Annotated in this window: 14 protein-coding genes; 10 read left to right on the forward strand and 4 right to left on the reverse strand. The window is 66.7% G+C overall.

What is annotated here, in order from left to right:
- Positions 1-13 precede the first annotated feature (13 nt).
- The 7 genes from N8888_RS12045 (at position 14) to N8888_RS12075 (ending at position 7,073) form a co-directional block, all read left to right on the forward strand.
- Positions 14-535, forward strand: a complete 522-nt coding sequence (locus N8888_RS12045; protein ID WP_263174992.1) for a 3-hydroxyanthranilate 3,4-dioxygenase — start codon at positions 14-16, stop codon at positions 533-535.
- 169 nt (positions 536-704) lie between these two features.
- Positions 705-1,979 (forward strand): kynureninase, encoded by a 1,275-nt coding sequence (kynU, locus tag N8888_RS12050; protein ID WP_053515435.1) that lies wholly within the window; start codon positions 705-707, stop codon positions 1,977-1,979.
- A gap of 31 nt (positions 1,980-2,010) precedes the next feature.
- Positions 2,011-3,378 (forward strand): FAD-dependent oxidoreductase, encoded by a 1,368-nt coding sequence (locus N8888_RS12055; protein WP_197601041.1) that lies wholly within the window; start codon positions 2,011-2,013, stop codon positions 3,376-3,378.
- Entirely contained in the window at positions 3,378-4,817 is a 1,440-nt protein-coding gene (gene sbcB, locus N8888_RS12060) for an exodeoxyribonuclease I (RefSeq protein ID WP_263174996.1), read from the forward strand. The genes N8888_RS12055 and sbcB overlap by 1 nt, the downstream gene beginning before the upstream one ends.
- A complete protein-coding gene (locus N8888_RS12065) occupies positions 4,814-5,500 on the forward strand; it encodes a DUF2461 domain-containing protein (protein ID WP_053515430.1) in 687 nt (228 codons plus the stop codon). Before sbcB ends, N8888_RS12065 begins: the two co-directional genes overlap by 4 nt.
- Positions 5,500-6,480, forward strand: coding sequence for an aldo/keto reductase (locus N8888_RS12070; protein WP_197601042.1), 981 nt, complete (start codon positions 5,500-5,502; stop codon positions 6,478-6,480). Before N8888_RS12065 ends, N8888_RS12070 begins: the two co-directional genes overlap by 1 nt.
- 41 nt (positions 6,481-6,521) lie before the next feature.
- Positions 6,522-7,073 (forward strand): DUF2939 domain-containing protein, encoded by a 552-nt coding sequence (locus tag N8888_RS12075; RefSeq protein WP_263174999.1) that lies wholly within the window; start codon positions 6,522-6,524, stop codon positions 7,071-7,073.
- Positions 7,074-7,107: 34 nt separating this feature from the next.
- On the opposite strand, the gene N8888_RS12080 is transcribed toward N8888_RS12075, so the two are convergent.
- The 3 genes from N8888_RS12080 to N8888_RS12090 form a co-directional block, all read right to left on the reverse strand.
- A complete protein-coding gene (locus N8888_RS12080; protein WP_053515425.1) occupies positions 7,108-8,052 on the reverse strand; it encodes a 5'-nucleotidase in 945 nt (314 codons plus the stop codon).
- A 47-nt stretch (positions 8,053-8,099) separates the two neighbouring features.
- Entirely contained in the window at positions 8,100-8,873 is a 774-nt protein-coding gene (locus tag N8888_RS12085) for an NAD kinase (RefSeq protein WP_053515423.1), read from the reverse strand.
- 243 nt (positions 8,874-9,116) lie between these two features.
- The gene (locus tag N8888_RS12090; RefSeq protein WP_065182907.1) at positions 9,117-14,093 is read right to left on the reverse strand and encodes an NAD-glutamate dehydrogenase; all 4,977 of its coding nucleotides are present in this window, start codon (positions 14,091-14,093) and stop codon (positions 9,117-9,119) included.
- A gap of 251 nt (positions 14,094-14,344) precedes the next feature.
- Here N8888_RS12090 and N8888_RS12095 point away from each other — a divergent pair, with 251 nt between their 5' ends.
- From N8888_RS12095 to N8888_RS12105, 3 genes are read left to right on the forward strand one after another with little or no spacing between them, the layout of a single operon-like run.
- Positions 14,345-15,001, forward strand: a complete 657-nt coding sequence (locus tag N8888_RS12095) for a TetR/AcrR family transcriptional regulator (RefSeq protein WP_053515419.1) — start codon at positions 14,345-14,347, stop codon at positions 14,999-15,001.
- Positions 15,001-16,260: an efflux RND transporter periplasmic adaptor subunit gene (locus N8888_RS12100; protein ID WP_053515418.1), complete on the forward strand. Its 1,260-nt coding sequence runs from the start codon at positions 15,001-15,003 to the stop codon at positions 16,258-16,260. Before N8888_RS12095 ends, N8888_RS12100 begins: the two co-directional genes overlap by 1 nt.
- Before the next feature lie 15 nt (positions 16,261-16,275).
- Positions 16,276-19,449 (forward strand): multidrug efflux RND transporter permease subunit, encoded by a 3,174-nt coding sequence (locus N8888_RS12105; protein ID WP_053515416.1) that lies wholly within the window; start codon positions 16,276-16,278, stop codon positions 19,447-19,449.
- 79 nt (positions 19,450-19,528) lie between these two features.
- On the opposite strand, the gene N8888_RS12110 is transcribed toward N8888_RS12105, so the two are convergent.
- On the reverse strand, positions 19,529-19,816 hold the full coding sequence (locus N8888_RS12110; protein ID WP_053515414.1) for a hypothetical protein: 288 nt from the start codon (positions 19,814-19,816) through the stop codon (positions 19,529-19,531).
- Positions 19,817-19,822 lie beyond the last annotated feature (6 nt).

A 19,822-nucleotide genomic window follows, 5' to 3' on the forward strand; every position in this document is an offset into this window, starting at 1 on the left:
ACGGAGCCCGACCATGCTCGCCTCACCGATCAACCTGCACGCCTGGATCGAAGAACATCGTCACCTGCTGAAACCGCCGGTGGGCAACAAGATGATCGACAACGGCGACTTCATCGTCATGGTGGTCGGCGGGCCGAACTCGCGGACCGATTATCACTACGACGAAGGGCCCGAGTGGTTCTACCAGCTCGAAGGCGAGATGGTGCTGAAGGTCCAGGAGAATGGCGCGGTCCGCGACATCCCGATCCGTGCCGGCGAGATCTTCCTGCTGCCGGCGAAGGTGCCGCACTCGCCGCGCCGGCCACCGGGCGGCGTCGGGCTGGTCGTGGAGCGCAGGCGGCTGCCGCACGAGATGGACGGTGTGATCTGGCATTGCGAGCGCTGCAACCACAAGCTGCATGAGGAGTTCTTCGCGCTGCAGAACATCGAAACCGACCTGCCCAAGGTCTTCGCGCGTTACCACGCCAGCCTGGAACTGCGTACCTGCGGCAAATGCGGCCACCTCGACCCGTTGCCGGCACCGGCGGCGGATTGATCGATCGCCGGGCATCGCGATTGCTGATGCCCCCGCCGGGCATGGCCCGGCATGGCCGATGCGCGTGATCTCCGGGTAGCGCCGGGCCATGCCCGGCGAGCGTACTGCGCGGCATCACGCAGGCCCCAGGCGCTACACTGGCAGCCCCGTTGCAGCCTGTTGCCCGACCATGTCCGACCTGCTGAACCGCACCCATGCCATCGCTCTCGACGCCGCGGATCCGTTGCGGCCGCTGCGCAGTGAATTCCTGATTCCGCGCCACGGCGGCGGCGAGCAGACCTACTTCGTGGGCAACTCGCTGGGACTGCAGCCGCGCGGCGCACAGGCGGCGGTGCAGGAAGTGATGAAGCAATGGGCTGAACTGGCAGTGGAAGGCCACTTCACCGGCCCCACCCAATGGCTGTCCTACCACCGCTTGGTCAGCACGCAGCTGGCGCGGGTGGTCGGTGCGCTGCCCAGCGAAGTGGTGGCGATGAACACACTGAGTGTGAACCTGCACCTGATGATGGTCAGCTTCTACCGGCCAACCCGGGAACGACCGGTGATCCTGATGGAAGCCGGCGCCTTCCCGACGGACCGTCACGCGGTGGAAGCGCAGATCCGTTTCCATGGCTTCGACCCGGCCGACTGCCTGGTGGAGGTGCAGCCGGACGAAGCCAGCGGCACGATCTCGATGACCGCGATCGAACGCGCGATCGCCACGCATGGCCCTCGCCTGGCTCTGGTGCTGTGGCCAGGCGTGCAGTACCGCACCGGCCAGGCCTTCGACCTCGATGCGATCACCCGCGCCGCACGCCTGCAGGGCGCGCGCATCGGCTTCGACCTGGCGCATTCGGTCGGCAACCTGCCCCTGCGCCTGCACGATGTGGCGCCGGACTTTGCCGTGTGGTGCCATTACAAGTACCTCAACAGCGGCCCGGGGGCCGTCGCCGGGGCGTTCGTGCACGAGCGTCACCACCGTGACAGCACCCTGCCACGCTTCGCCGGCTGGTGGGGCCATGACGAAGCCACCCGCTTCCAGATGTCCCCGCAGTTCACGCCCGCCACCGGCGCCGAAGGCTGGCAGCTGAGCAATCCGCCGATCCTCGGCCTGGCGCCGCTGCGCGCTTCACTGGACCTGTTCGAACGGGCCGGCATGGACGCCCTGCGCAGCAAGTCGCTGGCACTGACCGGCATGCTCGAAGCCCTGGTGCGCGCGCGCCTGGCCAACGTGCTCGACATCGTCACCCCGGCCGAGCCGGACCGGCGCGGCTGCCAGCTCTCGCTGCGGGTGATCGCCGGCCGCGAGCGTGGCCGCGCCCTGTTCGAGCACCTGCGCTCGGTCGGCGTGCTCGGCGACTGGCGCGAGCCGGATGTGATCCGCATCTCCCCCACCCCGCTCTACAACCGCTACCTGGACGTCCACCATTTCGTCGAGGAAGTGGAAGCCTGGGCCGGCCTCTGAGCCGGCACCTCCCCTCCTGCTGGACAGTTCGTTGATCGCACATGCCTCCCGCTCGTTGAGCATCATTGGTGCCGGCCTGGCCGGATCCCTGCTCGCCATCCTGCTGTCGCGGCAGGGCTGGCGGATCACCCTGTACGAACGCCGTGGCGACCCACGCGTGGCCGACTACGAAAGCGGCCGCTCGATCAACCTGGCGCTGGCCGAGCGCGGGCGCAACGCGCTGCGGCAGGCCGGCGTGGAGGACGAGGTGATGGCCCGCGCGGTGATGATGCGTGGACGCATGGTGCATCCGCGCGAAGGCGCCGCGCAGCTGCAGCGCTATGGCCGCGACGACAGCGAAGTGATCTGGTCGATCCATCGCAGGGACCTGAACACCACGCTGCTGACACTGGCCGAGCAGGCAGGTGCCACCGTACATTTCCACCGCCGGCTGCATACCGTCGATTTCGATGCCGGCCATGCGCGCTTCATCGACGATCGCGACGACAGCCCGCACGACATCCACTTCGACAGCCTGATCGGCGCTGACGGCGCCGGCTCGGCGCTGCGCGCGGCGATGAACCGGCGCGCGCCGCTGGGCGAGGACATCGCCTTCCTCGATCACTCCTACAAGGAACTGGAGATTCCACCGGACCGTGATGGTGGCTTCCGCATCGAACGCAACGCATTGCACATCTGGCCACGGGGCCACTTCATGTGCATCGCCCTGCCCAATCACGAAGGCACGTTCACGGTCACCCTGTTCCTGCCCAACCAGGGCGAGCCCAGTTTCGCCACCGTCAATACCGGCGCCCAGGCCGAAGCCCTGTTCGCGCGCGAGTTCGCCGATGCGTTGCCGCTGATCCCCGACCTGCGCACGGACTGGGAGCAGCATCCGCCCGGCCTGCTCGGCACGCTGACGCTGGAGCGCTGGCACCAGCAGGGCCAGGCCGTGCTGATCGGTGATGCCGCGCATGCGATGGTGCCCTTCCACGGGCAGGGCATGAACTGCGCGTTCGAGGACTGCGTGGCACTGGCCCGCCATCTGATGGAAGCCGACGACCTGCAGAGCGCGTTCGCCGCCTTCGAGGAAGAACGCAAGCCGAACGCGCATGCGATCCAGCAGATGGCCCTGGAGAACTACCTGGAGATGCGTGATCGCGTCGCCGACCCGGCCTTCCTGCTGCAGCGCGAGCTGGAGCAGGCGCTTCAGCATCGCTGGCCGACCCGCTTCGTACCGCACTACACCATGGTCACGTTCCTGCACACGCCCTACGCCGAGGCACTGCGCCGGACCGACATCCAGCGCGACATGCTGGTGGCCGCCACGATCGGCCATACGTCGCTGGAGAACATCGACTGGGCAGCTCTGGAGGCACAGATCCATGCCCGGCTGCCGGTCCTGGAGGGCGCACACTGATGGCTGACAGCTTCCTGTTCTACGACCTGGAAACCTTCGGCCAGGACCCACGGCGAACGCGCATCTCGCAGTTCGCGGCGATCCGCACCGATGCCGATCTGAACGAGATCGACACGCCGGTGAGTTTCTTCGTGCGCCCCGCCGACGATCTGCTGCCCTCGCCGATGGCCACCCTGGTCACCGGCATCACGCCGCAGCGGGCACTGGCTGAAGGCATCAGCGAAGCCGAAGCGTTCGACCGCATCAACGAACAGCTGTCGCGCCCGGGTACCTGTGCCCTGGGCTACAACACCCTGCGCTTCGACGACGAATTCATCCGCTACGGTCTGTTCCGCAACTTCCATGACCCCTACGAGCGCGAGTGGCGCAACGGCAACTCGCGCTGGGACCTGCTGGACATGCTGCGGCTGATGCGCGCCCTGCGTCCCGAAGGCATCCACTGGCCACTGCGCGAGGACGGCGCCACGTCGTTCAAGCTCGAGCACCTGGCCGAAGCCAACAATGTGCGCGATGGCGATGCGCACGAGGCGCTGTCGGACGTGCGCGCCACGATCGGCATGGCACGCCTGTTCAAGCAGTCGCAGCCGCGGTTGTGGGAGTACGCGTTGAAACTGCGCGACAAGCGTTTCGTCGGCAGCCTGCTGGACGTGGGCGCGCTGAAGCCGGTGCTGCACATTTCCATGCGATACCCGGCCAGCCGGCTGTGCGCGGCTCCGGTGCTGCCGCTGGCGGTGCACCCGACGATCAACAACCGGGTGATCGCGTTCGATCTGGAAGGTGACATCGACGACCTGCTGCAGCTGCCAGCCGAGACGATCGCCGAGCGGCTCTACCTGCGCGCCAGCGAACTGCCCGAAGGCGTCGCCCGGGTGCCGCTGAAGGAAGTACATCTGAACAAGGTCCCGGCGCTGGTCGCCTGGAACCACCTGCGGCCCGACGATCACGCCCGCCTGGGCCTGGATGTCGCCGCCATCGAAGCCAAGGTCGAGCGGCTGCGTGCATTCGCGCCGCAACTGGCCGAGAAGGCACGGCAGGTGTACAACCAACCACGGGACGCCGTCGTGGCCGACGTCGATGCTTCGCTGTACGACGGCTTCCTCGGCAATGGCGACAAGCCACTGCTGGCCCTGGCGCGGACCACGCCGCCCGCAGAGCTGGCTGCGCTGGAAGGCCGCTTCCGCGATCCGCGCCTGCCCGAACTGCTGTTCCGCTATCGCGCCCGCAACCATCCCGACACCCTGGCACCGGCCGAGCGCCAGCGCTGGCAGGACTACCGCCGCCAGCGCCTGCTCGGTGACGGCCGCCTGGGCGAACTCAACCTGCCCCAGTACCAGCAGCAGCTCGATGCACTGGCCGCCGAGGCGCCGGACGACGATCGCCGCCTGGCCCTGCTGCAATCGCTGCGCGACTGGGGCCAGCATCTGCAGGAGAGCTTGTGAGCACCTATTTCAGCGACGCCAGTTTCAGGTTCCTGCGCAGCCTTGCGCGGCACAATGAAAAGGCCTGGTTCAACGACCATCGCCAGCAGTACGAAGACCATGTAAGGCAGCCGTTCCTGCGCCTGCTGGGCGACCTGCAGCCCGCGCTGGCCGAGGTCAGCGCGCATTTCCGTGCCGATACCCGTGGCGTCGGTGGTTCGCTGTTCCGCATCCATCGCGATGCGCGCTTTTCAAACGACAAATCGCCGTACAAGACCTGGCAGGGCGCACGCCTGTTCCATGAACGCCGCCGCGAAGTGGCCGCTCCGTCGTTCTACGTGCATCTGCAGCCGGGCGAGAGCTTCGTCGGTGCCGGCCTGTGGCACCCCGAACCGGACACCCAGCGCCGCGTGCGCCATTTCATCCTGGACAACCCCGGCAGCTGGAAGGCCGCAGCGCATGCACCCGCCCTGCGCCGGCGTTTCGATTTCGAGCAGAGCGAGAAGCTGGTCAGGCCGCCGCGTGGCTTCCCCGCCGATTTCGAGTTCATCGACGATCTCAAGCATCGCAACTGGGTGATGTGGCGCTCGCTGGACGATGAGACGATGACCGGGCCGCGCCTGCTGTCCACGCTCGGCAAGGATCTGGCCGCGCTCGGCCCCTTCGTCGACTATCTGTGCGCGGCACTGGATCTGGAGTTCTGATGCCACTGGCCCGGCAACGCCGCCCGCTCGGCCGCACCGGCCTGTCCGTATCGCCGGTCGGGCTGGGCTGCTCGGGCTTCTGGGGCCATCGCCGCTTTGCCGAGCATGCCGCCGCAGCGATCGTCGAGCACGCGCTGGCCCAGGGCGTGAACCTGTTCGACACCGGCCACAACTACTCCGGCTTCCATGCCGAACCGCGCCTGGGTCGCATCCTGCGGCCGCTGCTGGCCCGCTACCCGCGTGAGTCACTGGTCATCTCCAGCAAGGGCGGCACACTGACCGGACAGGCCGGCATCAGTGGCGCAGAACAGCGCGATTTCTCGCCTGCGGCCATCACCGCCAGCTGCGAAGCCTCGCTGCGCAACCTTGGCCTGGATTACCTGGACATCTACCAGCTGCATGGCGCCACCGCGCACGACATCAACGACGATCTGCTCGATGCGCTGCAGCGCCTGCGCGAACGTGGCCTGATCCGCGCCACCGGCATCAACACCCACTCAGCCTCGACGCTGCACTGGATGCTTGCGCATCCACAGGCATTCGACGTGGTCCTGCTGGACTACAACGCGCTGCAGCAGGATCGTGCGCCGCTGATCGACCAGCTGCATGCGGCCGGAATCGGCGTACTGGCAGGCACCGTGCTCGCACAGGGCCACCTGCTGCCCAGCCAGCCTCGCCGGCCGAGATTGGCCGATGCCTGGTACCTGGCGCGCGCGTGGCTCAAGCCCAGCAGCCGCCGTCTGATGCGCAGCGCACGTGCGATGCGCCGGGCCATTGCGGCGATCGACAGCCAGCGTCCGGCCCAGACTGCGTTTGCCTACGTTCTGGGCCACCCCGGCGTGGCCGCCGGCATCCTGGGCACTACCCGCGTCGGCAGTCTGGAGGAGGTGCTGGCCACGCGACCCGAAGCACTGCGCCCCGCCGAACGGCAACGCCTGGTCGCGGCCTATGGCGACGGCAGCGGTTCGCCCAGTCATTGAGTCTTCACCCCGGCCGGCCGCACTTGCGGCAGTCTGGCGGCATGAAGAAGCTCACTGCGATCGTGGTCCTGTTGGTGATTGCACTGGCCGGCGTGTGGTTCGGCGGCCCCTACCTGACCATACAGGGTCTGTCCAAGGCCATCGAACAGCGCGATACCGCCGCACTGGAACGCTACGTCGACTTTCCGCGCGTGCGCGTCAGCCTGCGTGCGCAACTCAATGATTACCTCGTGCGCCAGGCCGGCCCCGATGTGGCCAGCAGTCCGTTCGGCGCCCTGCTCTATGGCCTGGGCGACCAGCTTGGCGGCGCAGCGGTGGACACCCTGATGACCCCGACCGGCATCGGTGCGATGCTGCAGGGCCATGTGCTGTGGAAGCGTGGGCGCAACGAGCTGCAGGGCGGAAATGCCTTCGCGGCGACCGAACCGGCACGGCCTTTGAAGAACGCCCGCCACCGTTTCGAAGCGTTCGACCGCTTCGTCGTCGACGTTGATCGCGGCCCGGGCCAACCACCGTTGAAGGTCGTGCTGGAACCGCAGGGGCTGCGCTGGAAAGTGGTTGACCTGCAGTTGGGAATGGCCGGCACCCCATGATGCAGAACGCCGGGCGTGGCCCGGCGCTACCGCGTCATCCCTCGTTGGCGACACCGTGCGGCACATGGCCCGCGGCAACGTGTTCGCGGGCGCTGTCGATGTTGTGCTGCGAATCATCGAAGAAGATGTCGGCACCGAAGGCCTGCAGGAACGGCCCCTTGTGGCGGCCGCCCAGGAACAGCGCCTCGTCCAGGCGCACGCCCCATTCGCGCAGCGTGCGGATCACCCGCTCGTGCGCGGGCGCAGAGCGGGCGGTGACCAGCGCCGTGCGGATCGGCGCACTGTCACCGGCCGGGAACACCTCCTGCAGCGTGTGCAGCGCGGACAGGAAGCCGCGGAACGGGCCACCGCTGAGCGGTTCGCGCGCACGTTCGCGCTCGTGGCGGCCGAATGCCTCGACCCCCTGTTCACGCGAGATGCGCTCGCTTTCATCACCGAAGATCACCGCATCACCGTCAAAGGCAATGCGCAGCTGGCCGGACGGTCGGCCGGTGTCGATCTGGTCCGCGGCGGCCGCAGCGGTCTCGCCGGGTGGCTTGGGCAGGATCGTCGCAGCGGCGATTCCGTGGCGCAGCGCACTGCGGACCGACTCCGGATTGGCCGACAGGAACAGATCGGTGCCGAACGGTTTCACGTAGGGCCAGGTCGGCTCACCGGCGGTGAAGGTGGCACGGATGATGCCCAGGCCGTAGTGCTGGATCGAATTGAAGATGCGCAGGCCGGTATCAGCCGAATTGCGCGACAGCAGGATCACCTCGACGCGCGGGTTCTCCGGGCTGGCGCCCTGGTTCAGCGCCAACAGTTTGCGCACCACCGGGAAGGCCACGCCGGGACCGAGGATGTCGTCCTCGTGCTGGCGCTGGTACTCCGCATAGGCCGCCACGCCATCGGTCTCGAACAGCGCGTGGCTTTCCTCGAGATCGAACAGGGCGCGCGAGGTCACCGCGACGGTCAGCAAACGGGGGGAGTTGTCACCCATCGGTGGGGGTCCTTCTGGCGGTCGACGCGACCGGCAACCTATTGTCCTCAAAAAACGAACTGTTCGCTCAGGATCCGGTCTTCCAGATTGTGTTCCGGGTCGAACAGCAATGTCACCCGGCGGTCGCGCGACTCGCGGATGGTCACCTCGACCACGTCGCGCGTCTCGTGCGAATCGGCGGTCACGCTGACCGGCCGCTTGTAGGGGTCCAGCACGCGGAAGCGCACCTCCGTATCCGCCTTGAGAATGGCACCACGCCAGCGTCGCGGGCGATACGGTGCCAATGGCGTCAGCGCGATGGTGTGCGAGCCCAAGGGCAGCACGGGTCCGTGGGCCGAATAGTTGTAGGCGGTGCTGCCTGCGGGCGTGGCAACCAGCACGCCGTCGCCGATCAGTTCGGCCACCCGCTCCTGCCCATTGAGGTCGATGCCGATGTGCGCAGCCTGGCGGGTCTGCCGCAGCAGGGACACGTCGTTGTACGCCAGCGAACCGGTGCTGGTGCCCGATTCGGTCAGCGCCACCATCTCCAGCGGACGCAGGTTGGCCGGTTCCGCGCGGGCGATGCGTGCATTGACGTCGTCGTCGCCCCGGTACTGGTTCATGAGGAAACCTACGGTGCCCAGCTTCATGCCGAACACCGGTTTTCCCAGGTGGCCATGACGATGCAGCGTCTGCAGCATGAAGCCATCACCACCCAGCGGGCAGAGCACGTCGGCCTGCTCGGGGGCATGGTCGCCAAAGCGCGCGACCATGGCCGCGCGGGCCATCTGCGCAGCTTCGGTAGTGCTTGCCAGGAAAGCGATGCGGGGGGTGTCGCTCATCGGTGGATCCGGGGGGAAGGCGTGAGGGAGAGCATAACCGAGCGCCGCTACGCTCGCCGGGCATGGCCCGGCGCTACCCGGCTCCGCGCTCCCGGTAGCGCCGCACCATGCCCGGCGAAGTTCCGCGTTCCGGTAGCGCCGGGCCATGCCCGGCGAATCGCCAATGGCCAGAAACAGAACGGCCCCGCTTTCGCGGGGCCGCTCCGTTTCACGCAGGCCGGGCGTGGCCCGGCACTACATCAGTCACGCACCGTGTGCGGCCAGCTGGCCCAGGCGCTGGACCGCGACCGAGACGGTCGGGTAGTCCAGGGTCTTCTGCTCGGCCAGTTCCGCCAGCATTGCCAGGGTGAAGCGCAGGCTGTTGTCATCGCGGCCCATCCATGCAGCCACCTTGGCCTCGGCACTGCCGCCCTTGGTGGCGAGCACCTGACCGGCCAGGTTGCGATGGTTGGCGGCCAGCTCGTCGCGCAGCACGCCACGTGCCACCGCATGCCAACGGCCGTTGACTTCCAGTGCATCGACCTGCTCGAACAGCCACGGCAACTGCAGGGCATCGCCCAGGCGGAAGTGCACCTTGGACACGTCCACCGGCTTCAGCTTGCGGGTACGGGCCAGTTCGATGATGTCGAACGCCGGTTCCAGGAAGTGCAGCTCGGACAGCTGCTGTGCCAGCGCGGACGGCAGGCCCTTCTCCTTCCACTCGGCCACCAGCGCCTCGTAGGTCGGACGCTGCGAGTCCGGCAGCACACCCGACGCGACACGGATGTCGTTGAACGGGCCCTGATAGCGGTTGACCGCTTCAGTGATGCCCGGCATCGCACCCGGACGCGACAGCAGCCAGCGCACGAACGAACGCTGCAGCTTCCAGATCACCTCCAGCGCGTCGATCTGCACCGACTCCGGCACCTTGCCGTCGAGGGCGTCGATCTGCGCCCACAGCGCGCGCGCATCCAGCGTCTCGCGGCTGATGGTGTAGGCCTTGGCGACCTCGGCGATGGAGCGGCCGGTGTCTTCCTGCATGCGCATCAGGAACGTTGCGCCCATGCGGTTGATGGTCTGGTTGGTCACCGCCGTGGCGATGATCTCGCGCTTCAGGCGGTGACGCTCCATCGCATCGGCGTACTTCTTCTGCAGCGGCGTGGGGAAGTAGCGCAGCAGCTCCTTGGAGAGGTACGGATCTTCCGGAATATCCGACTCCAGCAGCTGGTTGAACGCCACCAGCTTGGAGTAGGACAGCAGCACCGACAGCTCCGGACGGGTCAGGCCCTGGCCGCGCGCCTTGCGCTGGGACAGCTCGGCATCGGACGGCAGGAACTCGATCTGCCGGTCCAGCAGACCCTGCTGTTCCAGGGTGCGGATGAAGTGCTGCTTGGAACCCAGGCGCTTGACCGCCATCCGCTCCATGAGGCTCAGCGCCTGGTTCTGGCGATAGTTGTCGTTGAGCACCAGGTCGGCGACTTCATCGGTCATCGAGGCCAGCAGCTTGTTGCGCTGGTCGACCGTCAGCTTCTTCGCCCGCACCACATCATTGAGCAGGATCTTGATGTTGACTTCATGGTCCGACGTATCCACGCCGGCCGAGTTGTCGATGAAGTCCGTGTTGAGCAGCACGCCGGCCTGCGCGGCCTCGATACGGCCCAGCTGGGTCATGCCGAGGTTGCCGCCCTCGCCCACCACCTTGCAGCGCAGCTCGCCACCGTTCACGCGCAGTGCGTTGTTGGCACGGTCGCCGACATCGCTGTGCTGCTCGCTGGCGGCCTTCACGTAGGTGCCGATGCCGCCGTTCCACAGCAGGTCCACCGGTGCCTTCAGGATCGCGCTCATCAGGTCGTTCGGCGACAGCGCCTTGACGTTCTCGTCCAGGCCCAGCGCTTCACGCACCTGGGGGGTGATCTCGATCGACTTCAGGCTGCGCGGGTACACGCCGCCGCCCTTGCTGATCAGCTTGGCGTCGTAGTCTGCCCAGCTCGAACGCGGCACGGTGAACATGCGCTCACGCTCGACGAACGAGGTCGCCGCGTCCGGGTTCGGGTCAAGGAAGATATGGCGGTGGTCGAATGCCGCGACGAGGCGGATGTGGCGCGACAACAGCATGCCGTTGCCGAACACATCGCCGGACATGTCGCCGACGCCGACCGCGGTGAAGTCCTGGCTCTGGCTGTCACGGCCGAGCGCACGGAAGTGGCGCTTGACCGACTCCCATGCACCGCGCGCGGTGATGCCCATGCCCTTGTGGTCGTACCCCACCGAACCACCGGAGGCGAACGCATCGCCCATCCAGAAGCCGTGCGCGATGGCCAGGCCGTTGGCGATATCGGAGAAGGTCGCCGTGCCCTTGTCGGCGGCCACCACCAGGTACGGATCGTCCATGTCGTGCCGCACGACATCCACCGGCGGCACGATCTTGTTGTTGACGATGTTGTCGGTGATGTCCAGCAGGCCCTGGATGAACAGCTTGTAGCAGGCCACGCCGTTGGCGAAGATCGCGTCGCGGTCGCCGTTCACCGGCGGGGTCTTGGCGAAGAAGCCGCCCTTCGCACCGACCGGCACGATGACGGTGTTCTTGACCATCTGCGCCTTGACCAGACCCAGCACTTCGGTACGGAAGTCTTCGCGACGGTCCGACCAGCGCAGGCCGCCACGGGCCACCGCGCCGAAGCGCAGGTGGGTACCTTCCACGCGCGGACCGTAGACGAAGATCTCGCGGTACGGACGCGGCTTCGGCAGGTCCGGCACCAGCGCCGAGTCGAACTTGAAGCTGATCACATGGCCGTGCTGGCCATTGGCGTCGGTCTGGTAGTAGCTGGTACGCAGGGTGGCATCGATCACGCCCATGAACGAACGCAGGATGCGGTCTTCGTCCAGGCTCGACACGCGGTCCATCAGCTTCAGCAGCGCATCGCGCGCGGCCTGCATCTGCGCGTCGCGGTCACCCTTGCGGGCATCGACCACGGTCTTGAGCACCTTCAGGGTGGCCTCGTCGCCGGCGGCCAGCACATCGAAGTGGGCCTTCAACTGGGCCTGGCCGGCCGCGATGTCGTCCTTGCTCTCGTGGCCGGTGGCCGGATCGAAGCGCGCTTCGAACAGTTCGACCAGCAGGCGCGCCAGCAGCGGATAGCGGGCGAACGTGCCTTCCACGTACGCCTGCGAGAACGGCACGCCGGTCTGCAGCAGATACTTGCAGTAGCCGCGCAGCATGGCGACCTGGCGCCAGTGCAGGCCGGCGGCCAGCACCAGGCGGTTGAAGCCATCGTTCTCGGCATCACCGTGCCAGACGCGGGCAAAGGTTTCGCCGAATGCTTCGTCGACGCTGGCGGCATCGATCGCACCGGCCGTCGATTCGACCTCGAAGTCCTGCACGTATACCGGAGCGTTGTCGACCGACAGGCGGTACGGGCGCTCGGCGATCACGCGCAGGCCCATGTTCTCCATCATCGGCAGCGCGTCGGACAGCGGAATGTCGTCCAGCTGGCGGTACAGCTTCAGGCGCAGGCCATCGCCGCTTTCGCGCGGCACCGCCTGCAGGCTCAGGCGCAGATCGTCCGGACCGGTCAGCGCGTCGAGCTGGCTGACGTCGTTGGCGGCAACTGCGGTGCTGTTGTCTTCGATGTAGCCGGCCGGCAGTGCCTTGCCGATGCGGGCCGCGATGCGCAGGCCTTCGCTTTCGCCATGACGGGCCACCAGCGCTTCGCGCAGGTCGTCCTGCCAGTTGCGCAGCACCTGGGCGAGCTTGCGCTCCAGTTCGGCGGTATCCACGTCAAGCATCTCGCCGGGCTTCGGGCGCACGATCAGATGCACCTGCGCCAGCGGCGATTCACCCAGCACCACCGAGCTGTCGACGTACTCGCCATGCAGCGCTTCCTTCAGCATCGCCTCGATGCGCAGGCGCACGTCGGTGTTGAAGCGCTCGCGCGGCAGGTAGACCAGCGCGGAGATGAATCGGCTGTACTTGTCACGGCGCAGGAACAGGCGGCTGCGCACGCGCTCCTGCAGGCCCAGCACGCCCATCGCGGTGCGGAACAGTTCGTCCTCGCTGGACTGGAACAGTTCTTCGCGCGGCAGGGTTTCCAGGATGTGGCGCAGTGCCTTGCCGCTGTGGCTGGACGCGGCCAGGCCGGACTGCTTCATCACGTATTCGTGGCGCTGGCGCACCAGCGGGATTTCCCACGGGCGGCGGTTGTAGGCACTGGAGGTGAACAGGCCGAGGAAGCGCTGCTCGCCGATGATCCTGCCCTTGGCGTCGAATTCCAGCACGCCGATGTAGTCCATGTAGCCGGCGCGGTGCACGCGGGAGCGCGCATTGGTCTTGGTCAGGATCAGCGCGTCCTTCAGCCCCGACGTGGCGTTGAGGCCCTGGGCGGCGAGCGTCTTGACCGGGCGTGCGGCGGACTTGTCCTTGCCGCGCATCAGGCCCAGGCCGGTCTCGTTCAGCGGCGCCAGCACGTCTTCCTTGCCCTGCTTCTCGACGCGGTACTCGCGGTAGCCGAAGAAGGTGAAGTGGTTGTCGGCGGCCCAGCGCAGGAACTCCTGCGCTTCCCTGCGCGAGGCATCGTCGACCGGCAGCGCACGGCTGCCCAGATCGTCGGCCAGTGCCAGTGCCTTGTCCTTCATCGGCTGCCAATCGCGCACGATCGCCCGCACTTCGTCCAGCGCCTTGCCGATGGCCTGCTCGATGGCGGCCATGGCATCGGCCGGCTGGCGGTCGATCTCCAGCAGCATCACCGATTCGGCCTCGCCCTCGCCGACCTTGACCAGCTTGCCGGCCTTGTCGCGGGTGAAGCGCAGCACCGGGTGGCCGAGCACGTGCACGCCCACGCCCTGTTCGGCCAGTGACATGGTCACGGTGTCGACCAGGAACGGCATGTCGTCGTTGATGATCTGCAGCACGGTGTGCGGCGATTCCCAACCGTTCGCCTTCACCGTCGGATTGAACACGCGCACGTTGGCCTTGCCGGCCTTGCGGGCACGGGCGAACTCCAGCGTCTCGGCCGCGAGCGCGGCCCACTCTTCAGCGCTGTGGTGCGGGAACTCGTCCGCCTCCATGCGCTTGTAGAAGTCAGCGGCAAACGCCACTGCTTCGGCCTGGGCGGCCGCCGGGTAACGCTTGCGCAAGGCCGTGTATACCGGCTCCAGGGAGAAACCAGCGGTCACTGCGACCTCCGACTCAGCTGGTTTGGTCTTGTTTTTCACGGTCTTGGCTGCGGTTTTTTGCGGTTTCATGGCAGAGCGATGCGCTTGCTCAGTTGGGAAAATGAAATTGTAGCCCTCCCGCGCGAAAAGGCCTTGCTGCAGGACGGAATAAGCAGATTCGGGTTTGCTGCGGTTTAGACGCCTATTCAGTTCGCCCAGGTACGGAGCGAACGGGGGGCGGCCGCCTTGCCGACAGGATCGGCAAAGCGTGTTACCGGAAGACACACGCGGGAACGTCGTTTCGATTCCACAATCCTGAACTGGACGGTATAGTCCACCGCGTGAACCCGGCCTACTTCCCCGTTGCCCTCGATGCGCGCGATGAGCGCGTGTTCGATGCCGTGCGCGAACTGCTGGCCCGGCAGGGCATGCAGATGAGCATGGATGCGGTGGCCCAGCAGGCCGGCTGCTCCAAGCAGACCCTGTACTCGCGCTATGGCAGCAAGCAGGAACTGCTGCGGCGGGTGATGCAGCGGCATGTGGGACACGCGACGGGGGCAATGCTGCGTGCACTCCGCAGTGACGACCTGCGTGCCAGCCTGTTGCAGTTCGCCATCGACTTCCTGGAGCATTTCAACCAACCGCATGTCGGCCAGGCCTGCCGGCTGATCGCTGCAGATGCCGCCCAGTTCCCCGAAGAGGCCCGGGCGCTGTACCGGCATGGTGCTGGCGCGCTGACACTTCATCTTTCTGAATGGATTGAAACCGTTTGCAGGCGTGGCCTGCTCCGGCATGACGACCCGCACTTCATGGCCGAACTGCTGCTGAGCATGATCGCCGGTCAGGATTTCGACAAACAGCGCTTCCATACCCCCCATCGTGATGACGCGCTCCTGCGTCGGCGCTGGGCAGAGTTCTCCGTCGACAGCTTCCTGCGCGCGTTTGCGCCGCAACCGTCGCCGGCCCCGTCTACAAACCAACCCCGGAGTTCCTCCTGATGACCGCCCCACTCCGCACCCTTGCCTTGACGTGCGCCGTTGCTGTCGCGCTGGCTGCCTGCAAGAAACCGGAACAGCAGACACCCCCGCCGCCGGAGGTGGGCGTGATCGATGCGAAGCCGCAGACCCTGCCGCTGCAGCGCGAGCTGGTCGGCCGCCTGTCGCCGTTCCGCAGTGCCGATGTCCGCGCACGCGTGCCGGGCGTGCTGCTCAAGCGCGTCTACCAGGAAGGCTCCCAGGTCAAGCAGGGGCAGACCCTGTTCCTGATCGACCCGGCACCGCTGCGCGCCTCGCTGAACGCGTCCGAGGCCCAGCTGGCGTCGGCGCGCGCCACCTACGCCAACGCCAAGGTGGCGGCCGATCGTGCCCGCTCGCTGGCACCGCAGCAGTTCGTCTCCAAGTCCGACCTGGACAACGCCGAATCGGCCGAGCGCACTGCGTTGGCCGCGGTCAAGCAGGCCGAAGCGGCGGTGACCTCCTCGCGGATCAACCTGGGCTACGCCGAAGTGACCGCGCCGATCAGCGGCGTGGCCAACAAGCAGCAGGTGACCGAGGGCGCACTGGTTGGCCAGGGCGACGTGACCCTGCTGACCACCGTTGACCAGCTCGATCCGCTGTACGTCAACTTCTCGCTCAGCGTGGACGAGCTGACCCAGCTGCGCGCGCAGCAGGCCAAGGGCGCCCTGGCCCTGGCCGGCGACGGCAAGGCCACCGTCAACGTGAAGCTGGCCGATGGCAGCACCTACAGCGAGCCGGGAACCCTCGACTTCTCCTCGACTACGGTCGACCCGGCCACCGGCGCGGTGTCGCTGCGTGCGCTGCTGCCCAATCCGCAGCAGATCCTGCTGCCGGGAGCCTTCGTCAGCTTCCAGGCCAACCTCGGCGAGCGCAACAATGCCTACCTGGTGCCGCAGCAGGCGCTGCTGCGCGACACCACGGGCGGCTACGTGATGGTGGTCGGTGCTGATGGCAAGGTGGCGCGCAAGAACGTCAAGACCGAAGGCGCACAGGGCGGCAACTGGCTGGTCAGTGATGGCCTGGCCGCCGGCGACAAGGTGATCGTGGCCGGCGTGCAGAAGGTCAAGGAAGGCAGCCCGGCCGTCGCCAAGCCCTGGACGCCGGGGCAGGACGCCGCCGGCAAGCCCGCGGCCGGCGGTGCCGGCCCGGCCGCACCCGCCGCTGCCGCCGACAAGGCTCCGGCCCAGACCGACGCAGCCGACAAGGCCGCGCCGGCCGCCACCGACTCGAACAAGCAGTAACGGGAACCTTCCGTCATGCCTAAATTTTTCATCGAACATCCAGTCTTCGCCTGGGTGGTAGCGATCCTGATCTCGCTCAGCGGCGTGATCGCGATCCTCAACCTGGGCGTGGAGTCCTATCCCAACATCGCTCCGCCACAGGTGACCGTCTCGGCCACCTATCCGGGCGCCAGCGCGGACACCACCGAAAAATCGGTCACCCAGGTGATCGAGCAGCAGCTGACCGGTATCGATCACCTGCTGTACTTCAGCTCTTCGTCCTCGTCCAATGGCCGCGCGCAGATCACCCTCACCTTCGAGACCGGTACCGATCCGGACATCGCCCAGGTGCAGGTGCAGAACAAGGTGTCGCTGGCGACGCCACGACTGCCGTCGGAGGTGACCCAGCAGGGCGTGGTGGTGGCCAAGGCCAATGCCGGCTTCCTGATGGTCGTGGCCCTGCAGTCGGATACGGCGGCGATCAACCGTGACGCGCTGAACGACATCGTCGGTTCGCGCGTGCTCGACCAGGTCTCGCGCATTCCCGGCGTCGGCAGCACCCAGCAGTTCGGTTCCGAGTACGCCATGAACATCTGGCTGAACCCGGAGAAGATGCAGGGTTATGGTCTCTCGGCCAGCCAGGTCCTGGCTGCCGTGCGTGCGCAGAACGTGCAGTTCGCCGCCGGTGCGCTGGGCTCGGACCCGTCGCCGGAAGGCCAGCACTTCACCGCCACCGTGTCGGCTGAGGGACGTTTCAGCTCGCCGCAGGAGTTCGAGAACATCATCCTGCGCGCCAATGCCGATGGCTCGCGCGTGCTGCTCAAGGACATCGCCCGCGTCGCCTTCGGTGCCAACAACTACGGCTTCGACACCCAGTACAACGGCAAGCCGACCGGTGCCTTCGCCATCCAGCTGCTGCCGGGCGCCAACGCCCTGAACGTGGCCGATGCGGTGCGCGCCAAGATGGACGAACTGCAGCCCAGCTTCCCGGCCGGCGTGACCTGGTTCTCGCCGTACGACAGCACGACCTTCGTCAAGATCTCGATCCAGGAAGTGGTCAAGACGCTGTTCGAAGCGGTGCTGCTGGTGTTCCTGGTGATGCTGATCTTCCTGCAGAACTTCCGCGCCACCCTGATCCCGACCCTGGTCATCCCGGTCGCCCTGCTGGGTACCTTCCTGGGCATGTGGATGATCGGATTCACGATCAACCAGCTGACCCTGTTCGCGATGGTGCTGGCGATCGGCATCGTGGTCGACGACGCCATCGTGGTGATCGAGAACGTCGAACGCATCATGAGCGAGGAAGGCCTGGCGCCGAAGCCGGCCACGCAGAAGGCGATGACCCAGATCACCGGCGCGGTGGTGGCGATCACCGTCGTGCTGGCAGCGGTGTTCATCCCGTCCGCACTGCAGGGCGGTGCCGCCGGCGAAATCTACAAGCAGTTCGCGCTGACCATCGCCATCTCGATGGCGTTCTCGGCCTTCCTGGCGCTGGGCTTCACCCCGGCGCTGTGCGCGACCTTCCTGAAGCCGACGCACAACGACAACCCGAACATCGTCTACCGCACCTTCAACAAGTACTACGACAAGATCAGCCACACCTACGTGGGCCACATCACCTCGGCGGTGCGCCATGCCCCGCGCTGGATGATCCTGTTCGTGGTACTGACCGCGCTGTGCGGCTTCCTGTTCACGCGCATGCCGGGCAGCTTCCTGCCGGAAGAAGACCAGGGCTATGCGCTGGCGATCGTGCAGCTGCCCCCGGGCTCGACCAAGGGCCAGACCAACGAGGTGTTCGCGCAGATGCGCGGCATTCTGGAAAAGCAGGATGGCTTTGAAGGCATGCTGCAGGTGGCCGGCTTCAGCTTCGTCGGTTCCGGCGAGAACGTGGGCATGGGCTTCATCCGCCTGAAGCCGTGGGAAGAACGCGAGTTCACCGCGCCGGAGTTCATCCAGAACATGAACGGCGCGTTCTACGGCATCAAGGAAGCGCAGATCTTCGTGGTCAACCTGCCGACAGTGCAGGGCCTGGGCCAGTTCGGTGGCTTCGACATGTGGCTGCAGGACCGTAGTGGTGCCGGCTACGAGCAGCTGACGCAGGCCCGCAACATCCTGCTTGGCCAGGCGGCGCAGAAGCCTGAAGCACTGGTTGGCGTGCGTCCGAACGGCCTGGAGAACGCTCCGCAGCTGCAGCTGCACGTGGATCGCGTGCAGGCGCAGTCGATGGGCATGTCGGTGTCGGACGTGTACAGCACCATCCAGCTGATGCTGGCGCCGGTGTACGTCAACGACTTCTTCTACGAAGGCCGCATCAAGCGCGTGACCATGCAGGCCGATGGCCCGTACCGCACCGGCCAGGAGTCGCTGAAGAGCTTCTACAGCCCCTCCAGCCTGACCACCAACGCCGACGGCACCAACGCGATGATCCCGCTGAGCACCGTGGTCAAGTCCGAATGGGTGTCCGCATCGCCGTCACTGAGCCGCTACAACGGCTATTCGGCGATCAACATCGTCGGCTCGCAGGCGCCGGGCACCAGCTCGGGTGAGGCGATGCAGACCATGGAGAGCATCGTCAACAACGACCTGCCGGCCGGCTTCGGCTACGACTGGTCGGGCATGTCCTACCAGGAAATCCTGGCCGGCAACGCAGCGACGCTGCTGCTGGTGCTGTCCATCGTGGTGGTGTTCCTGTGCCTGGCGGCGCTGTATGAAAGCTGGTCGATCCCGGTAGCGGTGCTGCTGGTGGTGCCACTGGGCGTGCTCGGTGCCATCGGCCTGTCGATGATGCGTGGCCTGCCGAACGACCTGTTCTTCAAGATCGGCCTCATCACCGTTATCGGCCTGGCGGCGAAGAATGCGATCCTGATCGTGGAGTTCGCGGTGGAGCAGCGTGCAGCGGGCAAGAACCTGCGCGATGCCACCATCGAGGCGGCACGCCTGCGCTTCCGCCCGATCCTGATGACGTCCTTCGCGTTCATCATGGGCGTGATCCCGATGGCGATCTCCAGCGGCGCCGGCGCCAACTCCCGTCACGCCATCGGTACCGGCGTGATCGGCGGCATGCTGTTCGCCACCCTGCTCGGCCTGCTGATGATCCCGGTCTTCTTCGTGGTCGTGCGGCGCATGCTCGGCGACAAGCTGGACGAGCCGTCGAAGGAATTCCTCAGCCGCCAGCGTGAGGGCGAAGCAGCGCATCGTCCGGATCGCTGATCCACCCTGCGCTGCAACGAAAAGGCCCCGGAGCGATCCGGGGCCTTTTTTGTTTATCGCGGGGGGATGCCAGAGCAGATCAGCGCAGCAGCGCGACCGCCACGCACACCGCCAGCAGAACCAGCGCGGCCCATTGCATGGGTACGAAGAAGAAGTGGTGGGGCGCAGTTTCCCCTTTCTGCCGGGGAGTACGGTTGAGCCACAAGCCCAGCAGCACGTTCACGGTTGCACCAATGCCTGCCCCCAGCAGCACCTGGGGCAGCGGGATGTTGCCCCGGGGGCCATCGTGCGGGAAGAGGTAAGCCAGCAGCAGGATCGCTGCGATCGGCGTCACCAGTGTCAGGATTCCCCAACCTCGATAGATCATCTCTGC

The organism is Stenotrophomonas maltophilia (assembly GCF_025642255.1).
Taxonomy (GTDB): domain Bacteria; phylum Pseudomonadota; class Gammaproteobacteria; order Xanthomonadales; family Xanthomonadaceae; genus Stenotrophomonas; species Stenotrophomonas maltophilia_P.